Below are 20052 nucleotides of genomic sequence, written 5' to 3'. Positions count from 1 at the left end.
CCGCTCCGGCGCTTGACCCTTCCCGCGAGCCTTTCCCGCGAGGCACGTCCCGTGCGCACCCCGTTCCCGAACCCGATCCGCTCGCTGTCCGGACGGCTCGCCCTGGCCGTGGCCAGCGCCGTCGCGATCGCCCTTCTCCTTCTGACCGGCCTGTCGACCTGGCGCGAGGTTGAGCGCTACGCCGCCGCCAAGCGCGAGGTTCTGCGGATGACCGCGCAGATCCTGGCCGCGAGCGCCGCCCAGGCCACGGCGCAGGGCGACGAGGCGGCGGCGCTGAGCACCCTGCGGGCAATCGCCCACGGACAGGCCCTGGTCTACGCCGCGGTCGAGCGGGGCGACGGCGACATCCTCGCCGAGCAGGGCATCGGCCTGCGCCTCTCAGACGACATCGACCTCGATCAGGGACCCGTCTCGCCGCTCGATCTCATGACGACGCGGACGCTGCGCGTCTCGGTCCCGATCCTCGAGAACGCCCGCCCCATCGGACGCGTCGTCCTGGTCTCGGACAACCGCGACCTCGCCGAGCGCATCGCCGAGGTCGGCCTCACGGCGGTGCTCGCCGGGCTGCTCGCCCTGGCCCTCGGGCTCGCCGTCTCGATGGGTCTGCAGCGCAGCGTCACCCGGCCGCTCGCCGCCCTCGCGCGGACCATGGACGGTGTGCGCCTCGGCCATGACTATTCCCGGCGCGCGGAGGCCGGCAGCGGCGAGGTCGGCGCCCTGGCCGAGAGTTTCAACGACCTCCTGCGGGCGGTGAACGAGCGCGACCGCGCCATCGCCCGCCACAATGCGGGCCTGGAGGAGGAGATCCGGCTGCGGACGCACGACCTGATCGAGGCCAAGCAATCCGCCGACGAGGCCAACGCGGCCAAGTCGGTCTTCCTGGCGACCATGAGCCACGAGATCCGCACGCCGATGAACGGCATGCTGGTGATGGCGGAGCTCCTGGCCTCGGCCGACCTGCCGCCGCGCCAGCGGCGCTACGCCCAGGTCATCGCCCGCTCCGGCCAATCCCTGCTCGCCATCATCAACGACATCCTCGATTTCGCGAAGGTGGAGGCGGGCCGCCTGGAGGTGGAGCGGATCCCGCTGAGCCCGCGCGACGTCGCCGACACCGTCGTGACCCTTTTCGCCGAACGCGCGGCATCGGCGGGGCTCGACCTCGCGGCGCAGATCGACGACTCCGTGCCGCGCGCCCTCCTCGGCGATCCGGTGCGCCTCGGCCAGGTGCTCGGCAACTTCGTCTCGAACGCGCTCAAATTCACCGCCGCCGGCCATGTCCTGGTGCGGATGGCGATGGAGCGGGAGGCGTCCGGCCCGGTCCTGCGCATCGCCGTGTCCGACACCGGCATCGGCATCCCGCAGGACCGGCTGGCAGGGATCTTCACCGCCTTCACCCAGGCCGACCAGTCGATCGCCCGCCGCTTCGGCGGCACCGGGCTCGGCCTCTCGATCGCCGAGCGCCTGATCGTCGCCATGGGCGGCCGCGTCGGCGTCGAGAGCCGCGTCGGCGAGGGCTCGACCTTCTGGGCGCGCCTCCCGGTCGAGGGGGCGGAGGCCGCCGCGCCGTCGGTCCGCCGCGGGCCCGCGGTGCCCGCCGCCGTCCGCTTCGGCGGGGTCGGCGCGGCGACCCGGGCTGCCCTCGCGGCCGATCTCCGGGCCGCGGGCTTCGAGCCCGCGCAGGCCGGGGCGGGTCACTGGATCCTCGACGCATCCGAGCTTCTGGCGAGCGCTTGCCGCCCGGAGGGCGCGTGCCGCGTCATCGCCCTGGTGCCGATCGGCGACACCGCGGGGCCGGGGCTTCTCCGCGCCGGCCTGGCGGACGCCGTGCTGCGCCGGCCCCTCGCCCAGGCCGAGTGGCGCCCGCTGCTCGCCGCCCTGGCCGCGGGGGCGCCGCTGGCCGCCGCGGCGCCGGCCGCGGACGAGGGCGCGACCGCGATCCTGCCCTCCTTTGCCGGCGCGCGGGTGCTGCTCGCCGACGACAGCGCCGTCAACCGCGAGGTGGCGACCGAAGCGCTCGGCCGCTTCGGCATCCGCGACGTCGTCTGTGTCGAGGACGGCCGGGCCGCGGTGGAGGCCGCCGCCGCGGACCGCTTCGATCTCGTCCTGATGGATGGCAGCATGCCCGTGCTGGACGGCTTCAGTGCCGCCGCCGCCATCCGCGCGCGGGAGGCGCGGGACGGGGCGGAGCGTGTGCCGATCGTGGCCCTCACCGCCCACGTGGTCGGCGACGGCGCCGAGTCCTGGCAGGCGGCGGGGATGGACGGCATGCTCGCCAAGCCGTTCACCCTTGCGCAACTCGGCGCGCTGCTGGCGCGGCATCTCGAGGCCGAGACCGGCGACGCGCCGGCGGCGGTCGTCTCATCCGAGGCGCCGCGGGTGTCGGAGGAGGCGCTGCTCGATGCGCCGACGATCGCCAACCTGGAAGAACTCGGCGACCGGGACTTCCTGGAGCGGATCCTCCGGCTCTACCTCGCCCAGGCGCCCCAGGCGCTCCGAGACCTCGACACCGCCCTCGCGCGGGGCGACGCCCCGGCCGTGTCCCGCGCCGCCCACGGCCTCAAGTCGATGAGCGCCAATATCGGTGCGGTGCAGGTGAAGGATCGGGCCGGTGCGATCGAGCGGGCGGCGCGCGACGGCGCTCTGGCCGGCCTCGCCGATTTGGCGTCGGATCTCGACGGCCTGCTCACCCGCACGGTGGGCGCGCTCCACCTCCGCCTCGGGGTGCCCGCCGAGAGCGCGCCGGAGCGAGCGGTGGCGACGCCCGGCGTGCTCGAAGCCTGCTGAGGGTCGGGCGGGCGCGGCACAGCCGGCGCCGCGCCGGTCTCATTCCCCGTCACGGTCGCCGACCTCGATCGACCGAACAGCGGTGTCGGACGGTCACCGGTCGATCCGTTCTGTGCCGCTTCCCGTCACCGGGGGCCGCGGAGCGGACCGCGGGATGACCGTGGTGGGGACCGAACCGAGCCAACCAGCCGGAAACCGGATCATGCGCGATCCGGTCGATCGCTTAGGCCTTTCCTTTGTCTTTGCGCGGCGGAGCCGTGGCGATGCCGAGATTGGGCGTCATCGCGGAGGCGGTGCGGCCCTTCGGCAGCACTCCGGAGGGAAAGGGGGAGGGCAACTTTTCTTGCGCGGCCCCGATGAACTCGGGTAGAACTTTTGCGATCGAGCGCAAAACACGGAACAAATTTCCGGAAAAGCTCGGCTATACCATGCATATACCCACCGGACACGGGCGGATGACATGGCGGACGCGATCGACAGGCGCGGTTTCCTGAAACTCTCGGCCGCTTTGGCCGCCGGCTCCGCGGCCGGCTTCTCCTGCGTCGAGGTGGCGCGCGCCGCGCCCCCCGAGATCCCCACCGTCGACACGCTCAGCCTGCGCGTCCTGATCGACTCGGCGCACGACCAGTTCCTGAAGCCCGCCACCGTCCAGGGCGTGTTCCACCAGCCGCCCGGCAACGGTCGCGGCGCCGATTACCGCAAGGTGCTGCACAATCAGTGGGGTCTGTCGCTCTTCGCGGAATCGAAGGCCGCGGGAGAGGCCCGCACGATCCTGCTCGATTTCGGCTACAGCCCCGAGGCGCTGCTCAACAACATCGAGATCCTGAAGGTCGATCCGACCAAGATCGATGCGCTGATCGTCAGTCACGGCCACCACGACCATTACGGCGGCCTGACCGGCTTCCTCGACCGCTACCGCGACACGCTCTCGCCGGACCTGAAGCTCTATGCCGGCGGCGAGGACAATTTCTGCCATCGCCTGAGCCCGGTCGGCGCGACCGGCCAGTTCACCGATTTCGGCCAGCTCGACCGGCGCGAACTCGCCGCCCGGCGGGTCGCGACCGTGCTGTGCGAGGCGCCGACCGTGGTCGCCGGCCACGCCTTCACCACCGGCCAGATCAAGCGCTCCTCGATCGAGCGCGTCCTGCCCAACACCTTCGTCGAGCGCGGCATCAAGGACGGTCTCGGCTGCGACGCCACCCACTATTCGCCGGCCGAGCTGCAGGGGAAGATCATCCCCGACGAGCATGTCCACGAGCACGCCACCTGCTTCAACGTGAAGGGCAGGGGGCTCGTGGTGATCTCGTCCTGCGGCCATGTCGGCATCATTAACTCGGTGCGGCAGGCGCAGGCCGTCTCGGGGGTCGAGAAGGTTCACGCCATCGTCGGCGGCTTCCATCTCGGGCCGGCGCCGAAGGAGTACCTGACCCAGGTCGTCGGCGAGATCCGCGCGCTCGAGCCCGACGTCGTGATCCCGATGCATTGCAGCGGCCTGAACTTCGCTCTCGGAGCGCAGGCGCAGATGCCCGACCACGTCATCGTCCCGACCACCGGCAGCCGGCTGACCTTCGGTGCGTAGACGCGTGCGGGCCGCACTCCTGCTGGGCCTCTTGGGGCTCGGCATGGGAGCCTGCTGGGGGCTCGGCCCGGCCAAGGCCGAGGAATCGCCGCGCTCGGCCGCCGAGCTGATGGACGTGCTGATGTGGAACCGCGAGCCGGTCGGCGGCCCGTTCGCCCTGGTCGATCAGGACGGGCGCCCCCGCACCGAGGCGGATTTCCGCGGCAAGCTTGTGATCCTCACCTTCGGCTACACCGGTTGCCCCGATGTCTGCCCCACCGACCTGATGGAGATCGCCCGCGCGCTCACCCTGCTCGGCGAGGCGGGCGAGGCGATCCAGCCCGTCTTCATCACCCTCGACCCGACCCGGGACACGGCCGCCCTGCTCGCGGAATTCGTGCCGAGCTTCCATCCCCGCCTGATCGGGCTGACCGGCAGCGAAGCCGCGATCCGGCGGGCGGCCGACGCCTACAAGGTGTTCTACCGGCGGGCCGAGGGCGCCGACGCGATCGAGCACTCGGCCTTCGTCTACCTGCTGGATCGATCGGGCGCCTATCTCGGCTTCTTCCCGCCCGGCACCTCGGCCGAGCGGATGCTGACGATCATCCGGCCGCATCTCGGCGCGCGCTGAGCGGGCACGTCCGCCCGCTTCACGACGATGTGACCGGACCGGTCGCGCGGCCGCGGCTTCCGCCCGCCGCCGCGACGCAACGCATGTTAAAAACTTTTCCCACGGTCACGCTTCCGCCGCCAGAACGCGGCTATGAGCCTACCCGGACCGTCGGCGGGTGAGCCGCGCACAGGATGCGCGGCGCGCCCGGCCGGCGCTCGAAGAACTCGGTCGGGTCGAGGCCGCGATGGACGCGCACCACTCTGGAGACATCGACGGGCGCCGCGCCTCGGGTCGCCGCGGCGCCATGCTCTCGGTCGCCGCCTGGCTGCTCCCCGTGCTCGCCCTCGTCGTCGCGGTCATCGTCTTCCCGCACCAGGCGCGGCAGGCGCTCGACACAGCCCTCGGCGCCCTCGGCCTTTCCGGCCGGGACGAGGCGGCGGCGGGCGCGGGCAAGCGATCCGCCGACGATGCGCGGGTCTTCCACCCGACGCCGGAACAGCGCGCGACCATGGCGATCCGGCCCGTCGCCACGCGGTCGTTCCGGCCCGAGAGTTCGGCCGAGGGGCGCATCGCCCTCAACGAGGACGACAACGTACCGGTCGCCTCCCCCTATTCCGGCCGCGTGACCCGGGTGCAGGTCCGCGCCGGCCAGGAGGTGAAGGCGGGCGACCTCCTGCTGACGCTGGAGGCCAGCGACATGGTCCAGGCCCAGAACGACTATCAGGCGGCGTTGAACACCCTGCAGAAGCAGCAGGCGCTGCTGAAGCTGGACCAGACCATCGCCGCCCGCCAGCAGGAGCTGTTCGCCGCCCGCGCCGTGGCGCTCAAGGATTATCAGGCGGCCCAGAACGACGTGATCGCCGCGCAGAGCGACCTGAAGACCGCCGAGGCGGCGCTCGACGCCGTGAAGAGCCGCCTGCGCCTCCTCGGCAAGACCGACGCCGAGATCGCCGCCTTCGAGAAGAGCGGGCGCCTCAGCTCCGACGTCGAGATCCGCGCCCCGATCGCCGGCACCATCGTGCAGCGCAAGGTCGGCGTCGGCCAGTATCTCTCCGCGTCGAGCGACCCCGCCTTCGTCATCGGCGATCTCTCGACGGTCTGGCTCGTCGCCAACGTCCGCGAGAGCGAGGTGCCGAAGATCCGTCTCGGTCAGGCCGTGGAGGCACGGGTGGCGGGCTTCGGCGACCGGGTGTTCAAGGCGCGTATCGACTACATGGCCGCGAGCCTCGATCCGGCCACGCGCCGGCTCGCCGTGCGCAGCGAGGTCGAGAACCCGGATCAGGTTCTGCGGCCGGAGATGTTCGCCACCTTCACGATCCTCACCGGCCCGCCGGAGCCCTCGCCCGCCGTGCCCCTCGACGCGATCGTCCACGAGGGGGGCAAGGCCCATCTCTGGGTCGCCCGGCCCGACGGCGCGGTCGTCGCCCGCCCGGTCCGGATCGGCCTCGTCAACGGCGAGACCGCGCAGATCGTCGAGGGCTTGGCGGTCGGCGAGGAGATCGTCACCCGCGGCGCCTTGTTCATCGACCGCGCCGCCTCCGGCGACAAGGCGTCGTAGGAGCGGGCGGCGATGAACAGCCTGATCGTCTTCGCCCTGCGCCAGCGCGTGCTGGTCTTCCTCGGCTTCGTGATGATGCTCGCCCTCGGCTACACGAGCTTCCTCCAGCTCAATGTCGAGGCCTATCCCGATCCGGTGCCGCCGCTGGTCGACGTGATCACCCAGAATCCGGGCCAGTCGGCGGAGGAGATCGAGCGCTACATCACGATCCCGATCGAGGTGCAGCTCGCTGGCATCCCGAACGCGCAGGTGGTGCGGACGATCTCGCTGTTCGGTCTCTCCGACGTGAAGGTGCAGTTCAACTACGAGTACACCTACGAGGAGGCGCTCCAGCGCGTCCTCAACCGCCTGTCGCAGCTTGCCCCGCTGCCGAACGGAGCCCAGCCGCAGATCTCCCCGACGAGCCCGGTCGGCGAGATCATGCGCTACAAGCTCGTCGGGCCGCCGGGCTTCTCTTCGACCGACATGAAGACCCTGCAGGATTGGGTGCTGCAGCGTCGGTTCAAGGCGATCCCCGGCGTCATCGACGTGACGGCCTTCGGCGGCCGGGCCAAGGAATACGAGATCGCCGTCGACCTGCCCCGGCTGCAGGGGCTGGGGATGACCCTGGTCCAGCTCGTCAACGCGCTCAACAATTCCTCGATCAATGTCGGCGGCCAGACGCTGAACGTCGGCGAGCAGTCGGCGGTGGTGCGCGGCATCGGCCTGATCCGCGACATGGACGACATCCGCGACACCATGCTGACGCAGGTGAACGGCGTGCCGGTGCTGGTGCGCGACGTGGCGGAGGTGCGCGTCTCGAACGCGCCGCGCCTCGGCATCGTCGGGGAGGGCGACGACCCGGACGTGGTCGAGGGCATCGTCCTGATGAGCCGCGGCGGCCAGAGCCTGCCGACGCTCCAGCGCGTCGAGGCCGAGATCGAGCGGATCAACGCCTCGACCATCCTGCCGCCGGGCGTGCGGATCGCGCGCATCTACGACCGCTCGGAGCTGATCCGGACCACCACCCACACGGTGCTGCACAACCTCGTCTTCGGCGTGATCCTGGTGTTCACGGTGCAGTGGCTGTTCCTCGGGAGCTTGCGCAGCGCGATCATCGTGGCGGCGACGATCCCCTTCGCCCTCGGCTTCGCGATCCTGATCCTGGTGCTGCGCGGCGACTCGGCCAACCTGCTGTCGCTCGGCGCGATCGATTTCGGCCTGATCGTCGACGCCACCGTGATCATGGTCGAGAACATCTTCCGGCATCTCGCCGAACCCGAGCACGGGGAGGGGCGGCCCGCGCCCGGCGGCCTGACCGGCCGGCTCGGCACCATCGCCCTCGCCGGCGCCGAGGTGAACCGGGCGATCTTCTTCTCGGCCACCATCATCATCGTCGGCTTCCTGCCGCTGTTCACGATGACCGGCGTCGAGGGGCACATCTTCGGGCCGATGGCCAAGACCTACGCCTACGCGCTGGTCGGCGGCCTGCTCGCCACCTTCACGGTCTCGCCCGCGCTCTCGGCGATCATCCTGCCCAAGCGGGTGGAGGAGCGCGACACGCTGATCGTGCGCGTCCTGCGGTTCGGCCACAGGCTCGTCCTGACCCTCGGCCTGCGCCACCGCGTCCTCGCCCTCGGCGTCGTCGCGGCGATCCTGGCGGTGTCCGGGCTCGCCGCGCGCAACCTCGGCCTCGAATTCCTGCCGCGGCTGGAGGAGGGCAACCTCTACGTCCGCGGCACCATGCCGGCCTCGGTCTCGCTGGAGACCGGCAACGCCTACGTCCAGCGCCTGCGCAAGATCTTCCAAGAGGTGCCGGAGGTGGTCAACGTCATCTCGCACCAGGGCCGGCCGAACGACGGCACCGACGCCACCGGCTTCTTCAACGTCGAGATCCTGGCGCCCCTGAAGCCCCTCGACCAGTGGCCCAAGGGCCTCGACAAGGAGACGCTGATCCGCGACCTGTCGAAGCGTCTCGACGCGGAGTTTCCCGGCATCGAGTTCAACTTCTCGCAGTACATCGAGGACAACGTCCAGGAGGCGGCCTCGGGGGTGAAGGGCGAGAACTCGGTCAAGATCTACGGCAGCGATCTGGCCGAGATCACCCGCACCGCCAACGCCGTGAAGGCGGCGCTCGCCAGCGTGCCCGGCATCACCGACCTGGCGGTGTTCGAGTCCCTTGGCCAGCCGACCGTCGAGATCGACGTCGACCGCCGCAAGGCCGCCCGCTTCGGCCTCTCGATCGGCGACGTGAACACCACCGTCGCGGCGGCGATCGGCGGCCAGACTGCGGGCGACCTCTACGAGTACGGCTCGGACCGCCACTTCCCGATGCGGGTGCGGCTCGCCCCCCAGTACCGCTCCTCGCTGGACACGATCCGCAGCATCACCGTCGGGGCGCCGAACCCGAATGGCGGCGTGGTGCAGGTGCCGCTCTCGGAGATCGCGACCGTCGCGATGGTCTCGGGCGCGGCCTTCATCTACCGCGAGAACCAGGAACGCTACATCCCGGTGAAGTTCTCGGTGCGCGGGCGCGATCTCGGCGGCGCGGTGCTGGAGGCGCAGGCCCGCGTCGCCGAGACGGTGACGCTGCCCTCCGGCTACCACCTCGAATGGGTCGGGCAGTTCACCAACCTGAAGGAAGCGGTCGCCCGACTGAGCGTGGTGGTGCCGATCACCCTGGGCCTGATCGCGCTGCTCCTGTTCGTCAACTTTTCGTCCGTCACCGACATGCTGCTCACGCTCTCGGTGATCCCGATGGCGATGATCGGCGGCATCTTCGCCCTGTTCTTCACGGGGACGCCGTTCTCGATCTCGGCGGCGATCGGCTTCATCGCCCTGTTCGGGATCTCGACGATGGAGGGCGTGATCCTGCTCGCCTACTACAACCAGCTCCTCGACGAGGGCTGGGAGCGGGCGGACGCCGTCCGCCACGCCTCGATCGTGCGGATGCGGCCGGTGATGATGACCTGCGTGGCGGCCTGCGTCGGCCTCCTGCCCGCGGCGATCTCCACCGGCATCGGATCGCAGGTGCAGAAGCCCCTGGCGCTGGTGGTGGTCGGGGGCATCCTGCTCGCCCCGAACCTGATCCTCGTGGTCCTGCCGGTGCTGATCTCCCTGTTCTCCCGCCGCCGGCCGAACGACAGGGCCGTGCCGGCCGCAAACCGGGTTGCCGCGTGATGGGTCGTCGGAAGCGGAACGCCGTCGCCGGCCTGAGCGTGGCCGGCCTGAGCCTGGCCGGTCTCTGCGGCGCGCTCGGCGGCTGCATGGTCGGACCGGACTATCGCCCGCCCGCCGATCCGCCGGTCACCCGCTACACCCCGGAGCCCCTGAAGAACCCGAGCGCCGCCGACGCGATCCGGACGCAGCAGGGCGGTTCGGCGGATCAGAGCTTCGTGCCGGGCGCCGACATCCCGGGCCGGTGGTGGACCCTGTTCCGCTCGAAGCGGTTGAATCGCCTGGTCGAGGAGGCGCTCGCCAACAACCCGACGCTGGACGCGGCGCAGGCCTCTCTCCGCATCGCGCAGCAGAACGTTCTGGCCCAGCGCGGGACGCTGTTCCCGACGCTCACCGCCAACCCGCAGGCGCTCGGCGCCCGGGCACCGGGGCTCGACCTGCAATCCCCCCTGCAGGACCAGAACCAGTACCTCTACAGCCTGTACACGCCGCAGGTGACCGTCGCCTTCAACCCGGACGTGTTCGGGGGCAACCGCCGCCAGATCCAGGCGCTGGAGGCCGAGGCCGAGAACCAGCGCTTCCAGCTCGAGGCGGCGTATCTCAGCCTGACCGCCAACGTCGTGACCGCCGCGATCCAGGAGGCGGCCCTGCGCGCGCAGATCGAGGCGACCAAGCGGGCGATCCAGGCGCAGACCGAGATCCTCGAACTCTACAACAAGCAGCTCAAGCTCGGGCAGATCGCCGGGGCCGACGTCGTGCAGCAGCAGGCCGCGCTCTCGCTGTCGCAGCAGCAATTGCCGCCGCTGGAGAAGCAGCTCGCGCAGCAGCGCAATCTGCTCACCGCCCTGACCGGCCGGTTCCCGAGCGACGAAGTCGCCGAGACCTTCACCCTGAGCGCGCTGCATCTGCCGACGCGCCTTCCCGTGAGCCTGCCCTCGCACCTCGTGCAGCAGCGGCCCGACGTGAAGGCCGCCGAAGCCCAGGTGAAGGAGGCGAGCGCCAACGTCGGCGTGGCGGTCGCCAACCGCCTGCCGCAATTCGCCATCACGGCGACGGCGGGTTCCAGCGCCGTGCGGCTCGTCCAGCTCACCAATCCGGCGGCCGGGTTCTTCACCATCATCGGCCAAGCCACGCAGCCGATCTTCGATGCGGGCACGCTCTATCGGCGGCAGCGCGCCTCCGAGGAGACCCTAAACCAGGCGCAGGCGCAGTACCGCGCCACCGTGATCACCGCGTTCCAGAACGTCGCCGACAGCCTGCGCGCCCTCCAGTCCGACGCGAAGGCGGTCGCGGCGGCCTCCGCGGCCGAGAAGGCCACAAGCGAGAGCCTCGGCCTCGTTCGCAAGCAGTACGCGGCGGGGGCCGTCAACGCGACGCAGGTGCTGATCGCCCAGCAGAGCTACCTGTCGGCTCTCGTGACCTCGGCGGGCGCGCGGGCGACGCAGTACGCCGACACGGTCGCCCTGTTCCAGGCGCTCGGCGGCGGCTGGTGGAACCGCGGCGACGTGGCGCCCCCGCCGCCGGAGACCGATCCGGCCAAGTTCCTGTAGCCGGAGCATCGGACGCGGCGGCGTTCCGGTACGCCCTTTTGTCATCGCTTCGCCGACGCGCGCGATGACGGGATCGGGCCGGCCCCGACTTGGTCAACCGGCCACCGTGGCACGAGGCGGCAGCGTCAGCAGCCTCTGGCCGGCCTTGATCGTTCGTCCTTCCGCGATCCCGGCGCAGGGCGCGTAGCCGCGCGGGGCCAGCATCACGATCGTCGAGCCGTGCTGGAACCACCCCATCTCGTCGCCCTTGGCGAGGGGCGCGTCGCAGGCGATCGTGCGCGGACCGCCCTGGCGGAGATCGAGACCGATGTCGAGGAAGCGCAGGCGCACGCTCGCGACCAGGATCGCCGCGACCGCGACCAGCGTCACCGCCTCGCCCGTCGCGTCGAGCCGCAGGCGGATCGCCGCGCGCTCGTTGCGGCAGAACAGGTTCTCGATGCGCTTCAGCGCGATCGGGTTCACGTTCCACGTATCCCCGGACACGTAGGTGACGGCCTCGACGCGCCCGTCATGGGGCGCGTGGAAGCGGTGATACATGCTCGCCGTCAGCCGCAGCGTGACGAAGACGCCGTCGCGGTAGCGCTCGGCCGCCTCGGCGCTGCCGAGCAGGTCCTCCAGGCGGTAGGGGAAGCCCTTGACCTGGAACAGCCGCGTACCCTCGATCGGCCCGAAGGCGCCGACGATGGCGTCGCAGGGGCTGACCATCACGCCCGCATCCGGATCGACCGGGCGCGCACCGGGCTTCAGCTCGCGGACGAAGCAGTCGTGCAGGCTGTCGAAGCGCGTCTTGCGCGCGTCCGACAGGTCGAGATCGGAGAAGAGCCGCCACGCCCACATCGAGACGTCGCGCACCAGCGGCTGCCGGATCTGGGCGAGCCAGCCGACGAAGCGGGTCGCCAACCGGCGCGGAATCCGGTTCGTCAGGAGGAAATTCAGATCCTCGTGGCGGGCGATGCTGAGGAGGGTGGTGCGAAGCGTCATCATCCCGTGACATGCCGTTGGTTCACGCTGACCGGATGGATACTCTCGGAACCATCACGGTTGCGGCCGCCGCAGCGGCTCTGGCGTTTCTCGGTGTGAAGGGCCGCAAGCGCCTCGCCCTGTCGCGGGCGAAGCACCCCTCGCTCGCGGGCCATGTCCGGATGGCGCGCAGGATCGCCGCCCAGCTGCCCTTCTACGAGTACGGCGAGGCGGAATTCGCCCGAATCGACGGCGCCTCGGACGCGGTCGCCGCCCGTCGCCGCGCCGGCTTCGCGCGCCTGTCCGCCCTCTACCGCGAGCGCTACGCGAAGACCCGCGCGGCGACGGACGAGGCCAGGGCCGGCATCTCCGACCTGCAATTCACCGGGCGCTACCGCGTGCCGTTCCAGTTCAGCCGGATCGTCCGCGAGCATCTGTCCGCCGGGAGCTTCCTGCAGGCTGCGTCCGGCGTCGAGGTCACGGATCTCGACGGCAACCGCCTCTACGATCTCACCGGGTCCTACGGCGTGAACGTGCTCGGCACCGACGCCTACAAGGCCTGCATCCGAGAGGGCACCGGCGCGGTCGAGGCGCTGGGGCCGGTGCTCGGTGCCCTGCACCCGGTCGTGACCGACAACGTCCGCCGGCTGCAGGCGATCTCCGGGATGGACGAGGTCTCGTTCCACATGTCCGGGACGGAGGCCGTGATGCAGGCGGTGCGCCTCGCGCAGTACCGGACCGGACGGCGGCGCATCGTGCGCTTCTGCGGCGCCTATCACGGCTGGTGGGGCGACGTTCAGCCCGGCATCGGCAATCCCCGGCCGGCCAACGACACGCTGACGCTCGCCGACATGTCCGAGCGGACGCTCAAGGTGCTGGCCAAGCGCCGCGACATCGCCTGCGTGCTGGTCAACCCGATCCAGGCGATGCACCCCAATGCCGGCGCGCCCTCCGACGGGTCGCTCGTCGATTCCGGCCGGCACGCCGCCTACGACCGCACGGCCTACGCGGACTGGCTGAAGCGCCTGCGCGCGGTCTGCACGGGTAGCGGCATCGTCCTCATCTTCGACGAGGTCTTCGTCGGCTTCCGCCTCGCGCCCGGCGGCGCCCAGGACTATTTCGGCGTCCGGGCCGACCTCGTCACCTACGGCAAGACCCTGGGCGGCGGCCTGCCCATCGGCGTGCTGTGCGGGCGCCATGCGCTGATGCAGCGCTTCCGCGAGGACCGGCCCGGCGACATCTGCTTCGCCCGCGGCACGTTCAACGCGCATCCTTACGTGATGGGCGCGATGAACGCCTTCCTGCGGCGGCTGGAGACCCCGGAGGTCGCGGCGCTCTACGCGGATCTCGACGGGCGCTGGAACGCGCGCGCGGAAGCGCTGAACCGGCGGCTGGAGGCCGAGGGCCTGCCCGTGCGCGTCGTCAACATGTCGTCGATCTGGACGGTGCTCTACACGCGGCCCGCCCGCTACAACTGGCTGCTGCAATACTATCTGCGCCTCGAGGGATTGGCTCTGTCGTGGATCGGCACGGGGCGCCTGATCTTCAGCCTGAACTACACCGACGCGGATGTCGCGGCGGTGACGGAGCGCTTCGTCGCGGGCGTCCGGGCGATGGAGGCGGATGGCTGGTGGGCCGGGCCGGCGACCAGCAACAAAGCGATCCGCCGCTCCGTGCTGCGCGAGATGCTCGCCGTGCGCTGGCGGGGCCTGCGCGGGCGGGGCGGCGCGGCGTCGGCCAGTACGGGGAATCCGGTGCCGGCGGAGTAAAGCGCCGCTTTCCCCTCCCCCTTGTGGGGAGGGGGCAGGGGTGGGGGTGGTTCAGGATTGATCGCCGAGCTTCATCCGGCACCACCCCCACCTCCAACTCCTCCCCACAAGGGGGAGGAGAGATCCCGTCAGCGCGCGGCGCTGCGGGCGGCTTCCTCGGCGACCTCGTCGGCGAGGCCGCGGTCGATCAGTTCGCCCTGCATCAGGTAGAGCGGCGCGCGGTAGTACAGCTTGATGTCGTGGAACGGGTCGGTGATGATCTTGGCCGCCCAGACCAGCCCGGTCTCGACGTCGCGGATGACGAAGAGCTGGAGCACCCGGAACACGAGGCCGCCAATCCCGATCGCAAACCACAGCATGCCGACGTGCCGGACGAGTTCGCCCGCGCTCTGGTGCGGCTCGATCAGGCCAAACAGCGACGGGCTCACGGTGAAGACGAGCGGCGAGAGCGCCCAGATCGCCATCAGCACGACCTTGCGCTGCAGGTTGTAGCCGACCTTGATCTCTTCCTTGTGATCGTGGGTGGCGTGGTTCACGTGGTCGTAGCCCTTGGGCTCGAAGAAGAAGTGGCCGGCCTGGCGGCTCGTCATCGAGACGAGCCAAGCGATCAGCGCGGCAATCGCCGGGTCCTTGAAACAGATCACGTAGGCGGAGACGAAGCTCAGCGCGCTCAGAAGATGAAGCGACTGGTTGATCCGGCTGTGGTGATAGTAACGGTGGTCGTCCCACCGCTGCACGCGCAACGCTTCGAAAAAGCCGCCCATTATCGTCTCCTCTCGATGGGAGTTGAGGTCTCTTGCCACCGGTACGGCCGGCGGCGGGATCGCGGGAGAATGCCGCCCGTCAGGCCGCGTCGGATTTCCGGAGGCGGATCAGCGAGAAGTGGCCGAGCGGCGGCAGCGGCCGGCGCTCGATCACGCTCACGCCCGCGGTCCGATCCACCCAGTCCTGGTAGCGCTGCCAGGAGAACTCGGTGCGCCAGCCCAGCCGGTTGACCACCGGCGAGAGCAGCGACTCGATCGCGCCGCGAAGGCCCTTGTCGGCACCGATGCGGGTGGTGATGACGATCTCGCCGCCGGGTCGCGCGACGCGCAGGAACTCGTCGAGGGCGGCTTCCGGGTTCGGCACCGCGGTGACGACGTACTGCGCCACCACCACGTCGAAGGACTCGTCGGCGAAGGCGAGATGCTCGGCATCCATCACGTCGAGCTGCTCGACGTTGCGCAGGCCCATCCGGGCCACCCGCTCGCGCGCCTTCTCCAGCATCGGGGCGGACAGATCGACGCCGACGAGCCGGCTGCGCGGCGAATATTGCGGCAGCGAGATGCCGGTGCCGACGCCGACTTCGAGGATGCGCCCGCCGACCCGCTCGGCCGCCTCGATCGCTGCCGAGCGGCCGCGCGCGAAGACCTTGCCGAAGACGAGATCGTAGATCGGCGCCCAGCGATCGTAGGCCTTGGCGACCCCTTCCGTGCGCATCTCGTCGACGGTGGGTAGCACGCCGTTCCCTGCCATGAATGAAGCTCCTAACGGATGAAGTCTCAGGCCGACGCCCAGATGCCGGACCCGATCGGCCGGCGGATGCGCGCCCGCGCCACGTTGCGGGCGAATTGCCGGGCGCTGGCTTCCCACGAGCGGCCGAGCGCGAAGGCGCGGCACTCGGCGCGGGACAGGGTCAGGGCGCCGAGGCAGGCGGCCCGGAGGTCCTCGTCGAGCACGCCGACGGCGTGGCCGCCGATCACGTCGCGCGGGCCGGTGACCGGGAAGGCCGCGACCGGCACGCCGCAGGCGAGCGCTTCGAGCTGGACCACGCCGTAGGTGTCGGTGCGGCTCGGGAAGACGAAGACGTCGGCGGCCGCGAGATGGGCCGCGAGATCCGCCCCGTGGCGCTCGCCCAGGAAATGCGCCTCGGGATAGCGGGCCTTCAGCTCGTCGAGCTGCGGGCCGGCGCCGATCACCACCTTCGATCCCGGCAGATCGAGCGAGAGGAACGCCTTGAGGTTCTTCTCGACGGCGACGCGGCCGACATTGAGAAAGATCGGCCGCGGCAGGTCGAGCGGGGCGGCCCGGTCGGGCGTGAACAGGTCGGTATCGACCCCCCGCGTCCACAGGCCGAGCCGGCGGAAGCCGCGCCCCCGCAACTCGCGCACCAGCGAGGCGGTGGAGGCCATCGTCACCCGGCCGGCGGCGTGGAAGCGGCGGAGCACCCCGTAGCTCCAAGTCGCGGGCACGAAGAACCGGGCGGCGATGTATTCCGGGAACTTCGTGGTGAAGCTCGTGGTGAAGGGCAACTGGCGCCGGATGCAGTAGGCCCGCACCGCGTGGCCGATCGGCCCCTCCGTCGCGATGTGGATCGCGTCCGGGCGCGCCGCCTCGATCCGTCGCGCGATCTCCTGGCTGTCGGGGATCGCCAGGTGCAGACCGGGATAGCTCGGCACCGGGAAGCTCGAAAACCCCTCGGGCGACAGGAAGACGATCTCCATCCCTACCCGGGGTGCGCATCGTGCGAGCGATGTCAGTGTCCGAACCACGCCGTTGACTTGCGGCGCCCAGGCATCCGTCGCGATCAACACCCGCATTTCGCTGGCAGTCCCCATGGCCGACCATCAACGCAGGCCTACGGTTCGTCCGCAGTGCAACGGCCTGTTCATCGCCCTCGAAGCATTCATTCAGCGGTACATTTCGATTTTTACATTCCGATGACGCCGGCTGATGTTTGAAAACGGTCTAAATTCCGCAATATTGATTAGACGCCGAAACATCTTGCCCGCGGATGCCATCGATCCGGCGCCGGGCACGCGACGCGCGGGGCGGCGCGGTCGGACACGGCCGAGCCCGACGGGACGCGATCCGTTCGCGACAGTTCCTCGTCAGGTTGGGGCGATAGCCTCGGGCGGTTAGCCGACGAGGATGGGCCATGACGTTCCCCATCGCACTGCGTCTGAACCTGATCGGCCTGGGAGCCCATGCCGACCCGCAAGGTCAGCAACCCGGCGCCGCGCAGCCCGCTTTCGATCCGCGACGCGGCCAGGGCCAGGCACCCGAGCGGCCCGATCACGACGCGCGCCCGGACCGCGGCGCCGGCCCGCCGGGACGGAACACGCCGGGGCGAGCACCGGGGAACGGGCCGCGGGCCGACGACCGACCGGATGGCGCACCCGCTGGCGGTGGGCATGACGGCGGGAACGGCGGCGGAGGACATGGGCTGGGCCTCGGGCTCAAGGCGGATCTTCGCCACGGCCTCGATGTCGGCCTGGCGGCGCAGCTCGGGCCGCTGGCCGATCTCGGCCTCAGGCTGCAGCTCGGCGGACGGGAGGGGACCGCCCGGCCGGGCGGCCCGGACGCCGGCCCCCGAGCGGGGGACCGCCTGCCGAAGCCGCCCGACCGGCTCGAGCCCCAGCGGCAGGACGCGGCGGGACCAGGTCGCAATCCGATCCCTGTGAGAGGGCCGAACCAAGGCACGGAAGCGGGAGGACCGAGGACCGGACCTGCGATCCGGCCGACGCCGGACGGGCCGCGCGGCCCGACGCCCGATCCCGTTCGGCCGGGGCTCCGGGACGGCCGGACCGGCCCGCAGGCGCCGCTCGGCCGGCCCGATGGTCCGCCCGGGCGCGACCATCCGGCACCCGAGGGCGCCGGGCGCGACGGCCGCGCTCCCATGACGGGGGATCGCCCCCCAATTGGGGCGCCCGCCGGACGTTTCGCGGAGGGACGGGCCGAGGGGCGCGCGCCCGAGCGGGGACCGGTGACGGAGGCTGCGCCGCGGGGCGACGCGCGGGGGCAGGCGCTGGCCGAGGGGCTCGGACCCGGCCAGGCCCTGCCACCGACGCGGCTCGCCGATGGGGCAGGGCGGGGTGCGGGGCAAACGCTGCGACAGGACGCGGCCGACGCGCCCCCCGGCAGGCCGAGCCCGGCCGACGGCCCTCCCGGCCGGCCGCGGGAGGCGGGGCCCCCCGATGTCCCGGCGCCGACCGACGGGGCTCGTGCCGCGCCCCGGCCGGATTCCGAGGCGCCGCGCGCGGAGATCGCCCAGGCTCGCGCGACCGATGCGGCGCCGGCCCGGGCCGCACCGAACGCCGGCACACCGCCTCCGGACGCTGCGCGGCCGCCCGCCGGGGCGCCGGCTGCGACCGCCGATCCCGTTGCCGGGCGCGCGGCCGACATCCCCGCGGATGCGCCGCCGCCACGCGCGGCCACGGCGCGGCCGGATGCAGCGGTTCGGGCACCGGAGCCTGCGACGGCAACCGCTCCCGCATCGGACCAGGCCGCCACGGCGGCGCCCGCAGCCGACCCCCGTCATGGGAAGACGGAGCAGGCGCACGCGGCGGAGGGGCAAGTGGCGCAGGCGCAATCGGCGCATGCGCAAGCCGAGACCGCCGCGGTGAACGAGGGCAGGCCGGCCCGGACGGCCGACGTCCAGGCGGCGCAGCGCGGGACCCCGTCGGAGGCGGAGCAGGCTCGGCCGCACGAGGGCGTCGGCCTCGCCGCGCCGGCTTCGCCCGGATTCGCGTCGGCGGCGCAGACCGGCGCCCCGGCTTCGCCCGCGATGCAACCGGTCGGCGGCGGGCCGGGGCGCGGCGAGGCGCCGGTGCAGGTGCCGAACGTGGCGCCCGCACAGGTCGCCTCCGTCTCCCCGCTCCAGGCCGGCGTCACGGCGGCCCCTCAGACCGGAACGGCCGCTCCGGTCGTCACCGCGGCACCGGTCGCCCCGACCATCGACGGTCCATCGGCTCCCGCCGCGGCGGGTCCGGGAATCGACGCCGGCGGGGCGTCCGGCGTCGCAGCCGGCGCCGGGCTGCTCGTGGGTCCGGGGAGCGGGATCGTGCTGGCCGGCGGCGGGGCGGTCGGCGGCGCGCCGCTGCCGCTGTTCAATCCCTTCCTCGCCCGCCGGTCGCAGCGCGACGCCCGGCGGCAGACCGGGCAGCCCGAGCACGCCAGCGGGCTGTGGGCGATCCTGCGGGTGCTCGGCTGGCGCCGCCGGCGCCGCGGACAGGACGCGGCCGAGCCGGTGCCGTCGGAGGACGAGGCGGCCGCGACCCTGCGCGCTTGGCGCGCCGCCCTCAGGCGGCGGACGGGGGCGTGACCCGGCGTCCGCCGCGCGGCTCGAGACGGCGGTTCAGACCTCCTCGCCGCGCTTGGCGAGGCTGACCGCGATCACGGCGGCGACGACGGCCGCGGCGGTCTCCGCCGGCGGCGATTCGGGCAGGCTCGCCGCGATGGCCGCCGGGATGAGCGCGGGCGAGGGCTCCGCCTGATTCGACAGGACCACGGCGACCTGCGCCGCGACCATCGCCACTTGCGGCACCTCGCCCGGCAGGTCCGGCACGGTGATCGGCTCGTCGGGCGATTCCAGCACGTAGCCGGTGCCGCGCACCGTGCGCACCGTCGCCGTGGCGCCCGAGCCCATCAGGTGGCCGCGCAGGCGGTAGATGCCCACCTCGATGGCGTTCGAGGAGACCTCGTCCTCGAAGCTGTAGAGCCCTTCCTCCAGCAGCCCCTTCGTCACCGTCTTGCCCGAGCGGCGGATCAGCATCTCGAAGATGCAGGTCTCGCGCCGGGGCATGCGCAGGGGCTTGCCCGCCACCCGCACCTCGCGGTTGGCCGGATCGAAGGTGACGTTGCCGGCGCGCAGCACCGGATCCAGCGTCGCCACCGGCCGGCGCATCACGGCGCGCACCCGGGCGACGAGTTCGTCGAGCGGCATCGGCTTGAGGATGTAGTCGTCCGCGCCCCCGTTCAGGCCCTCGACCCGGTGATCGACGGTGTCGCGCTCGGCGGTGATGATCAGCATCGGCACCGTGCTGCCGGCCCGGCGCTGCTCGCGCACCCAGTCGAGCCCGTCGCCGTCGGGCAGCATGCGGTCGACCAGGATCGCCTCGTAGGGCGCGAGCGACGCCGACAGCGTCGCGTCGGCGAGCGTCGTGACATGGTCGGCGACGAATCCCTCGTCCCGCAGGATTCCGGTGATGCAGCCGGCACAGGCTCGATCATCGTCGACCACCAGAATCCGCATCCCGACCGTCTCCCCTCAGTACCTTGAGCGCGCCGTTCAGCTGAGCTCACAAGCACTCACACATTCGTCATCGGATAATTCAGGATTAAGA

At 71.6% G+C, this 20052-nt stretch carries 13 protein-coding genes; 8 read left to right on the top strand and 5 right to left on the bottom strand.

Going from position 1 to position 20052, the window contains the following annotated elements:
- Positions 1 to 51 precede the first annotated feature (51 nt).
- The 6 genes from ABS772_RS07755 to ABS772_RS07730 all read left to right on the top strand — a co-directional run bounded on the left by ABS772_RS07755 (position 52) and on the right by ABS772_RS07730 (position 11219).
- Positions 52 to 2784, top strand: a complete 2733-nt coding sequence (locus tag ABS772_RS07755; protein ID WP_350393493.1) for an ATP-binding protein — start codon at positions 52 to 54, stop codon at positions 2782 to 2784.
- A gap of 460 nt (positions 2785 to 3244) precedes the next feature.
- Complete coding sequence (locus ABS772_RS07750; protein ID WP_350393491.1) at positions 3245 to 4363, top strand: MBL fold metallo-hydrolase; 1119 nt, start codon at positions 3245 to 3247, stop codon at positions 4361 to 4363.
- Positions 4356 to 4973 (top strand): SCO family protein, encoded by a 618-nt coding sequence (locus tag ABS772_RS07745; protein WP_407942973.1) that lies wholly within the window; start codon positions 4356 to 4358, stop codon positions 4971 to 4973. The genes ABS772_RS07750 and ABS772_RS07745 overlap by 8 nt, the downstream gene beginning before the upstream one ends.
- Before the next feature lie 157 nt (positions 4974 to 5130).
- A complete protein-coding gene (locus ABS772_RS07740) occupies positions 5131 to 6513 on the top strand; it encodes an efflux RND transporter periplasmic adaptor subunit (protein WP_350393489.1) in 1383 nt (460 codons plus the stop codon).
- 12 nt (positions 6514 to 6525) lie between these two features.
- Positions 6526 to 9672, top strand: a complete 3147-nt coding sequence (locus ABS772_RS07735) for an efflux RND transporter permease subunit (protein ID WP_350393488.1) — start codon at positions 6526 to 6528, stop codon at positions 9670 to 9672.
- On the top strand, positions 9672 to 11219 hold the full coding sequence (locus ABS772_RS07730; RefSeq protein WP_350393486.1) for an efflux transporter outer membrane subunit: 1548 nt from the start codon (positions 9672 to 9674) through the stop codon (positions 11217 to 11219). The genes ABS772_RS07735 and ABS772_RS07730 overlap by 1 nt, the downstream gene beginning before the upstream one ends.
- Before the next feature lie 93 nt (positions 11220 to 11312).
- Here ABS772_RS07730 and asd read toward each other — a convergent pair whose 3' ends face one another.
- The gene (asd, locus tag ABS772_RS07725) at positions 11313 to 12200 is read right to left on the bottom strand and encodes an archaetidylserine decarboxylase (RefSeq protein ID WP_350393528.1); all 888 of its coding nucleotides are present in this window, start codon (positions 12198 to 12200) and stop codon (positions 11313 to 11315) included.
- A gap of 35 nt (positions 12201 to 12235) precedes the next feature.
- Between asd and ABS772_RS07720 the strand changes: the two genes are divergently transcribed.
- Entirely contained in the window at positions 12236 to 13948 is a 1713-nt protein-coding gene (locus ABS772_RS07720; RefSeq protein WP_350393485.1) for an aminotransferase class III-fold pyridoxal phosphate-dependent enzyme, read from the top strand.
- A 128-nt stretch (positions 13949 to 14076) separates the two neighbouring features.
- On the opposite strand, the gene ABS772_RS07715 is transcribed toward ABS772_RS07720, so the two are convergent.
- The 3 genes from ABS772_RS07715 to ABS772_RS07705 form a co-directional block, all read right to left on the bottom strand.
- Positions 14077 to 14712: a hypothetical protein gene (locus ABS772_RS07715; protein ID WP_373875174.1), complete on the bottom strand. Its 636-nt coding sequence runs from the start codon at positions 14710 to 14712 to the stop codon at positions 14077 to 14079.
- Positions 14713 to 14791: 79 nt separating this feature from the next.
- The gene (locus ABS772_RS07710) at positions 14792 to 15463 is read right to left on the bottom strand and encodes a class I SAM-dependent methyltransferase (RefSeq protein WP_350393484.1); all 672 of its coding nucleotides are present in this window, start codon (positions 15461 to 15463) and stop codon (positions 14792 to 14794) included.
- A gap of 26 nt (positions 15464 to 15489) precedes the next feature.
- On the bottom strand, positions 15490 to 16527 hold the full coding sequence (locus ABS772_RS07705) for a glycosyltransferase family 4 protein (protein WP_350393482.1): 1038 nt from the start codon (positions 16525 to 16527) through the stop codon (positions 15490 to 15492).
- 1757 nt (positions 16528 to 18284) lie between these two features.
- On the opposite strand from ABS772_RS07705, the gene ABS772_RS07700 reads away from it, so the two are divergent.
- The gene (locus ABS772_RS07700) at positions 18285 to 19031 is read left to right on the top strand and encodes a hypothetical protein (RefSeq protein ID WP_350393480.1); all 747 of its coding nucleotides are present in this window, start codon (positions 18285 to 18287) and stop codon (positions 19029 to 19031) included.
- A 33-nt stretch (positions 19032 to 19064) separates the two neighbouring features.
- Here ABS772_RS07700 and ABS772_RS07695 read toward each other — a convergent pair whose 3' ends face one another.
- Positions 19065 to 19961, bottom strand: coding sequence for a response regulator (locus ABS772_RS07695; protein ID WP_238258754.1), 897 nt, complete (start codon positions 19959 to 19961; stop codon positions 19065 to 19067).
- Positions 19962 to 20052 lie beyond the last annotated feature (91 nt).

This window comes from Methylorubrum podarium (assembly GCF_040270385.1).
Classification (GTDB): domain Bacteria; phylum Pseudomonadota; class Alphaproteobacteria; order Rhizobiales; family Beijerinckiaceae; genus Methylobacterium; species Methylobacterium podarium.
The sequence above is the reverse complement of the archived record's forward strand: the minus strand, read 5'-3'. Positions and strand labels throughout refer to the sequence as shown.

Coding starts and splice junctions, on each gene's coding strand:
- ABS772_RS07750 (WP_350393491.1), top strand. CDS start 3,245: ATGGCGGACGCGATCGACAGGCGCGGTTTCCTGAAACTCTCGGCCGCT.
- ABS772_RS07735 (WP_350393488.1), top strand. CDS start 6,526: ATGAACAGCCTGATCGTCTTCGCCCTGCGCCAGCGCGTGCTGGTCTTC.
- ABS772_RS07730 (WP_350393486.1), top strand. CDS start 9,672: ATGGGTCGTCGGAAGCGGAACGCCGTCGCCGGCCTGAGCGTGGCCGGC.
- asd (WP_350393528.1), bottom strand. CDS start 12,200: ATGACGCTTCGCACCACCCTCCTCAGCATCGCCCGCCACGAGGATCTG.
- ABS772_RS07720 (WP_350393485.1), top strand. CDS start 12,236: ATGGATACTCTCGGAACCATCACGGTTGCGGCCGCCGCAGCGGCTCTG.
- ABS772_RS07715 (WP_373875174.1), bottom strand. CDS start 14,712: ATGGGCGGCTTTTTCGAAGCGTTGCGCGTGCAGCGGTGGGACGACCAC.
- ABS772_RS07710 (WP_350393484.1), bottom strand. CDS start 15,463: ATGGCAGGGAACGGCGTGCTACCCACCGTCGACGAGATGCGCACGGAA.
- ABS772_RS07705 (WP_350393482.1), bottom strand. CDS start 16,527: ATGCGGGTGTTGATCGCGACGGATGCCTGGGCGCCGCAAGTCAACGGC.
- ABS772_RS07695 (WP_238258754.1), bottom strand. CDS start 19,961: ATGCGGATTCTGGTGGTCGACGATGATCGAGCCTGTGCCGGCTGCATC.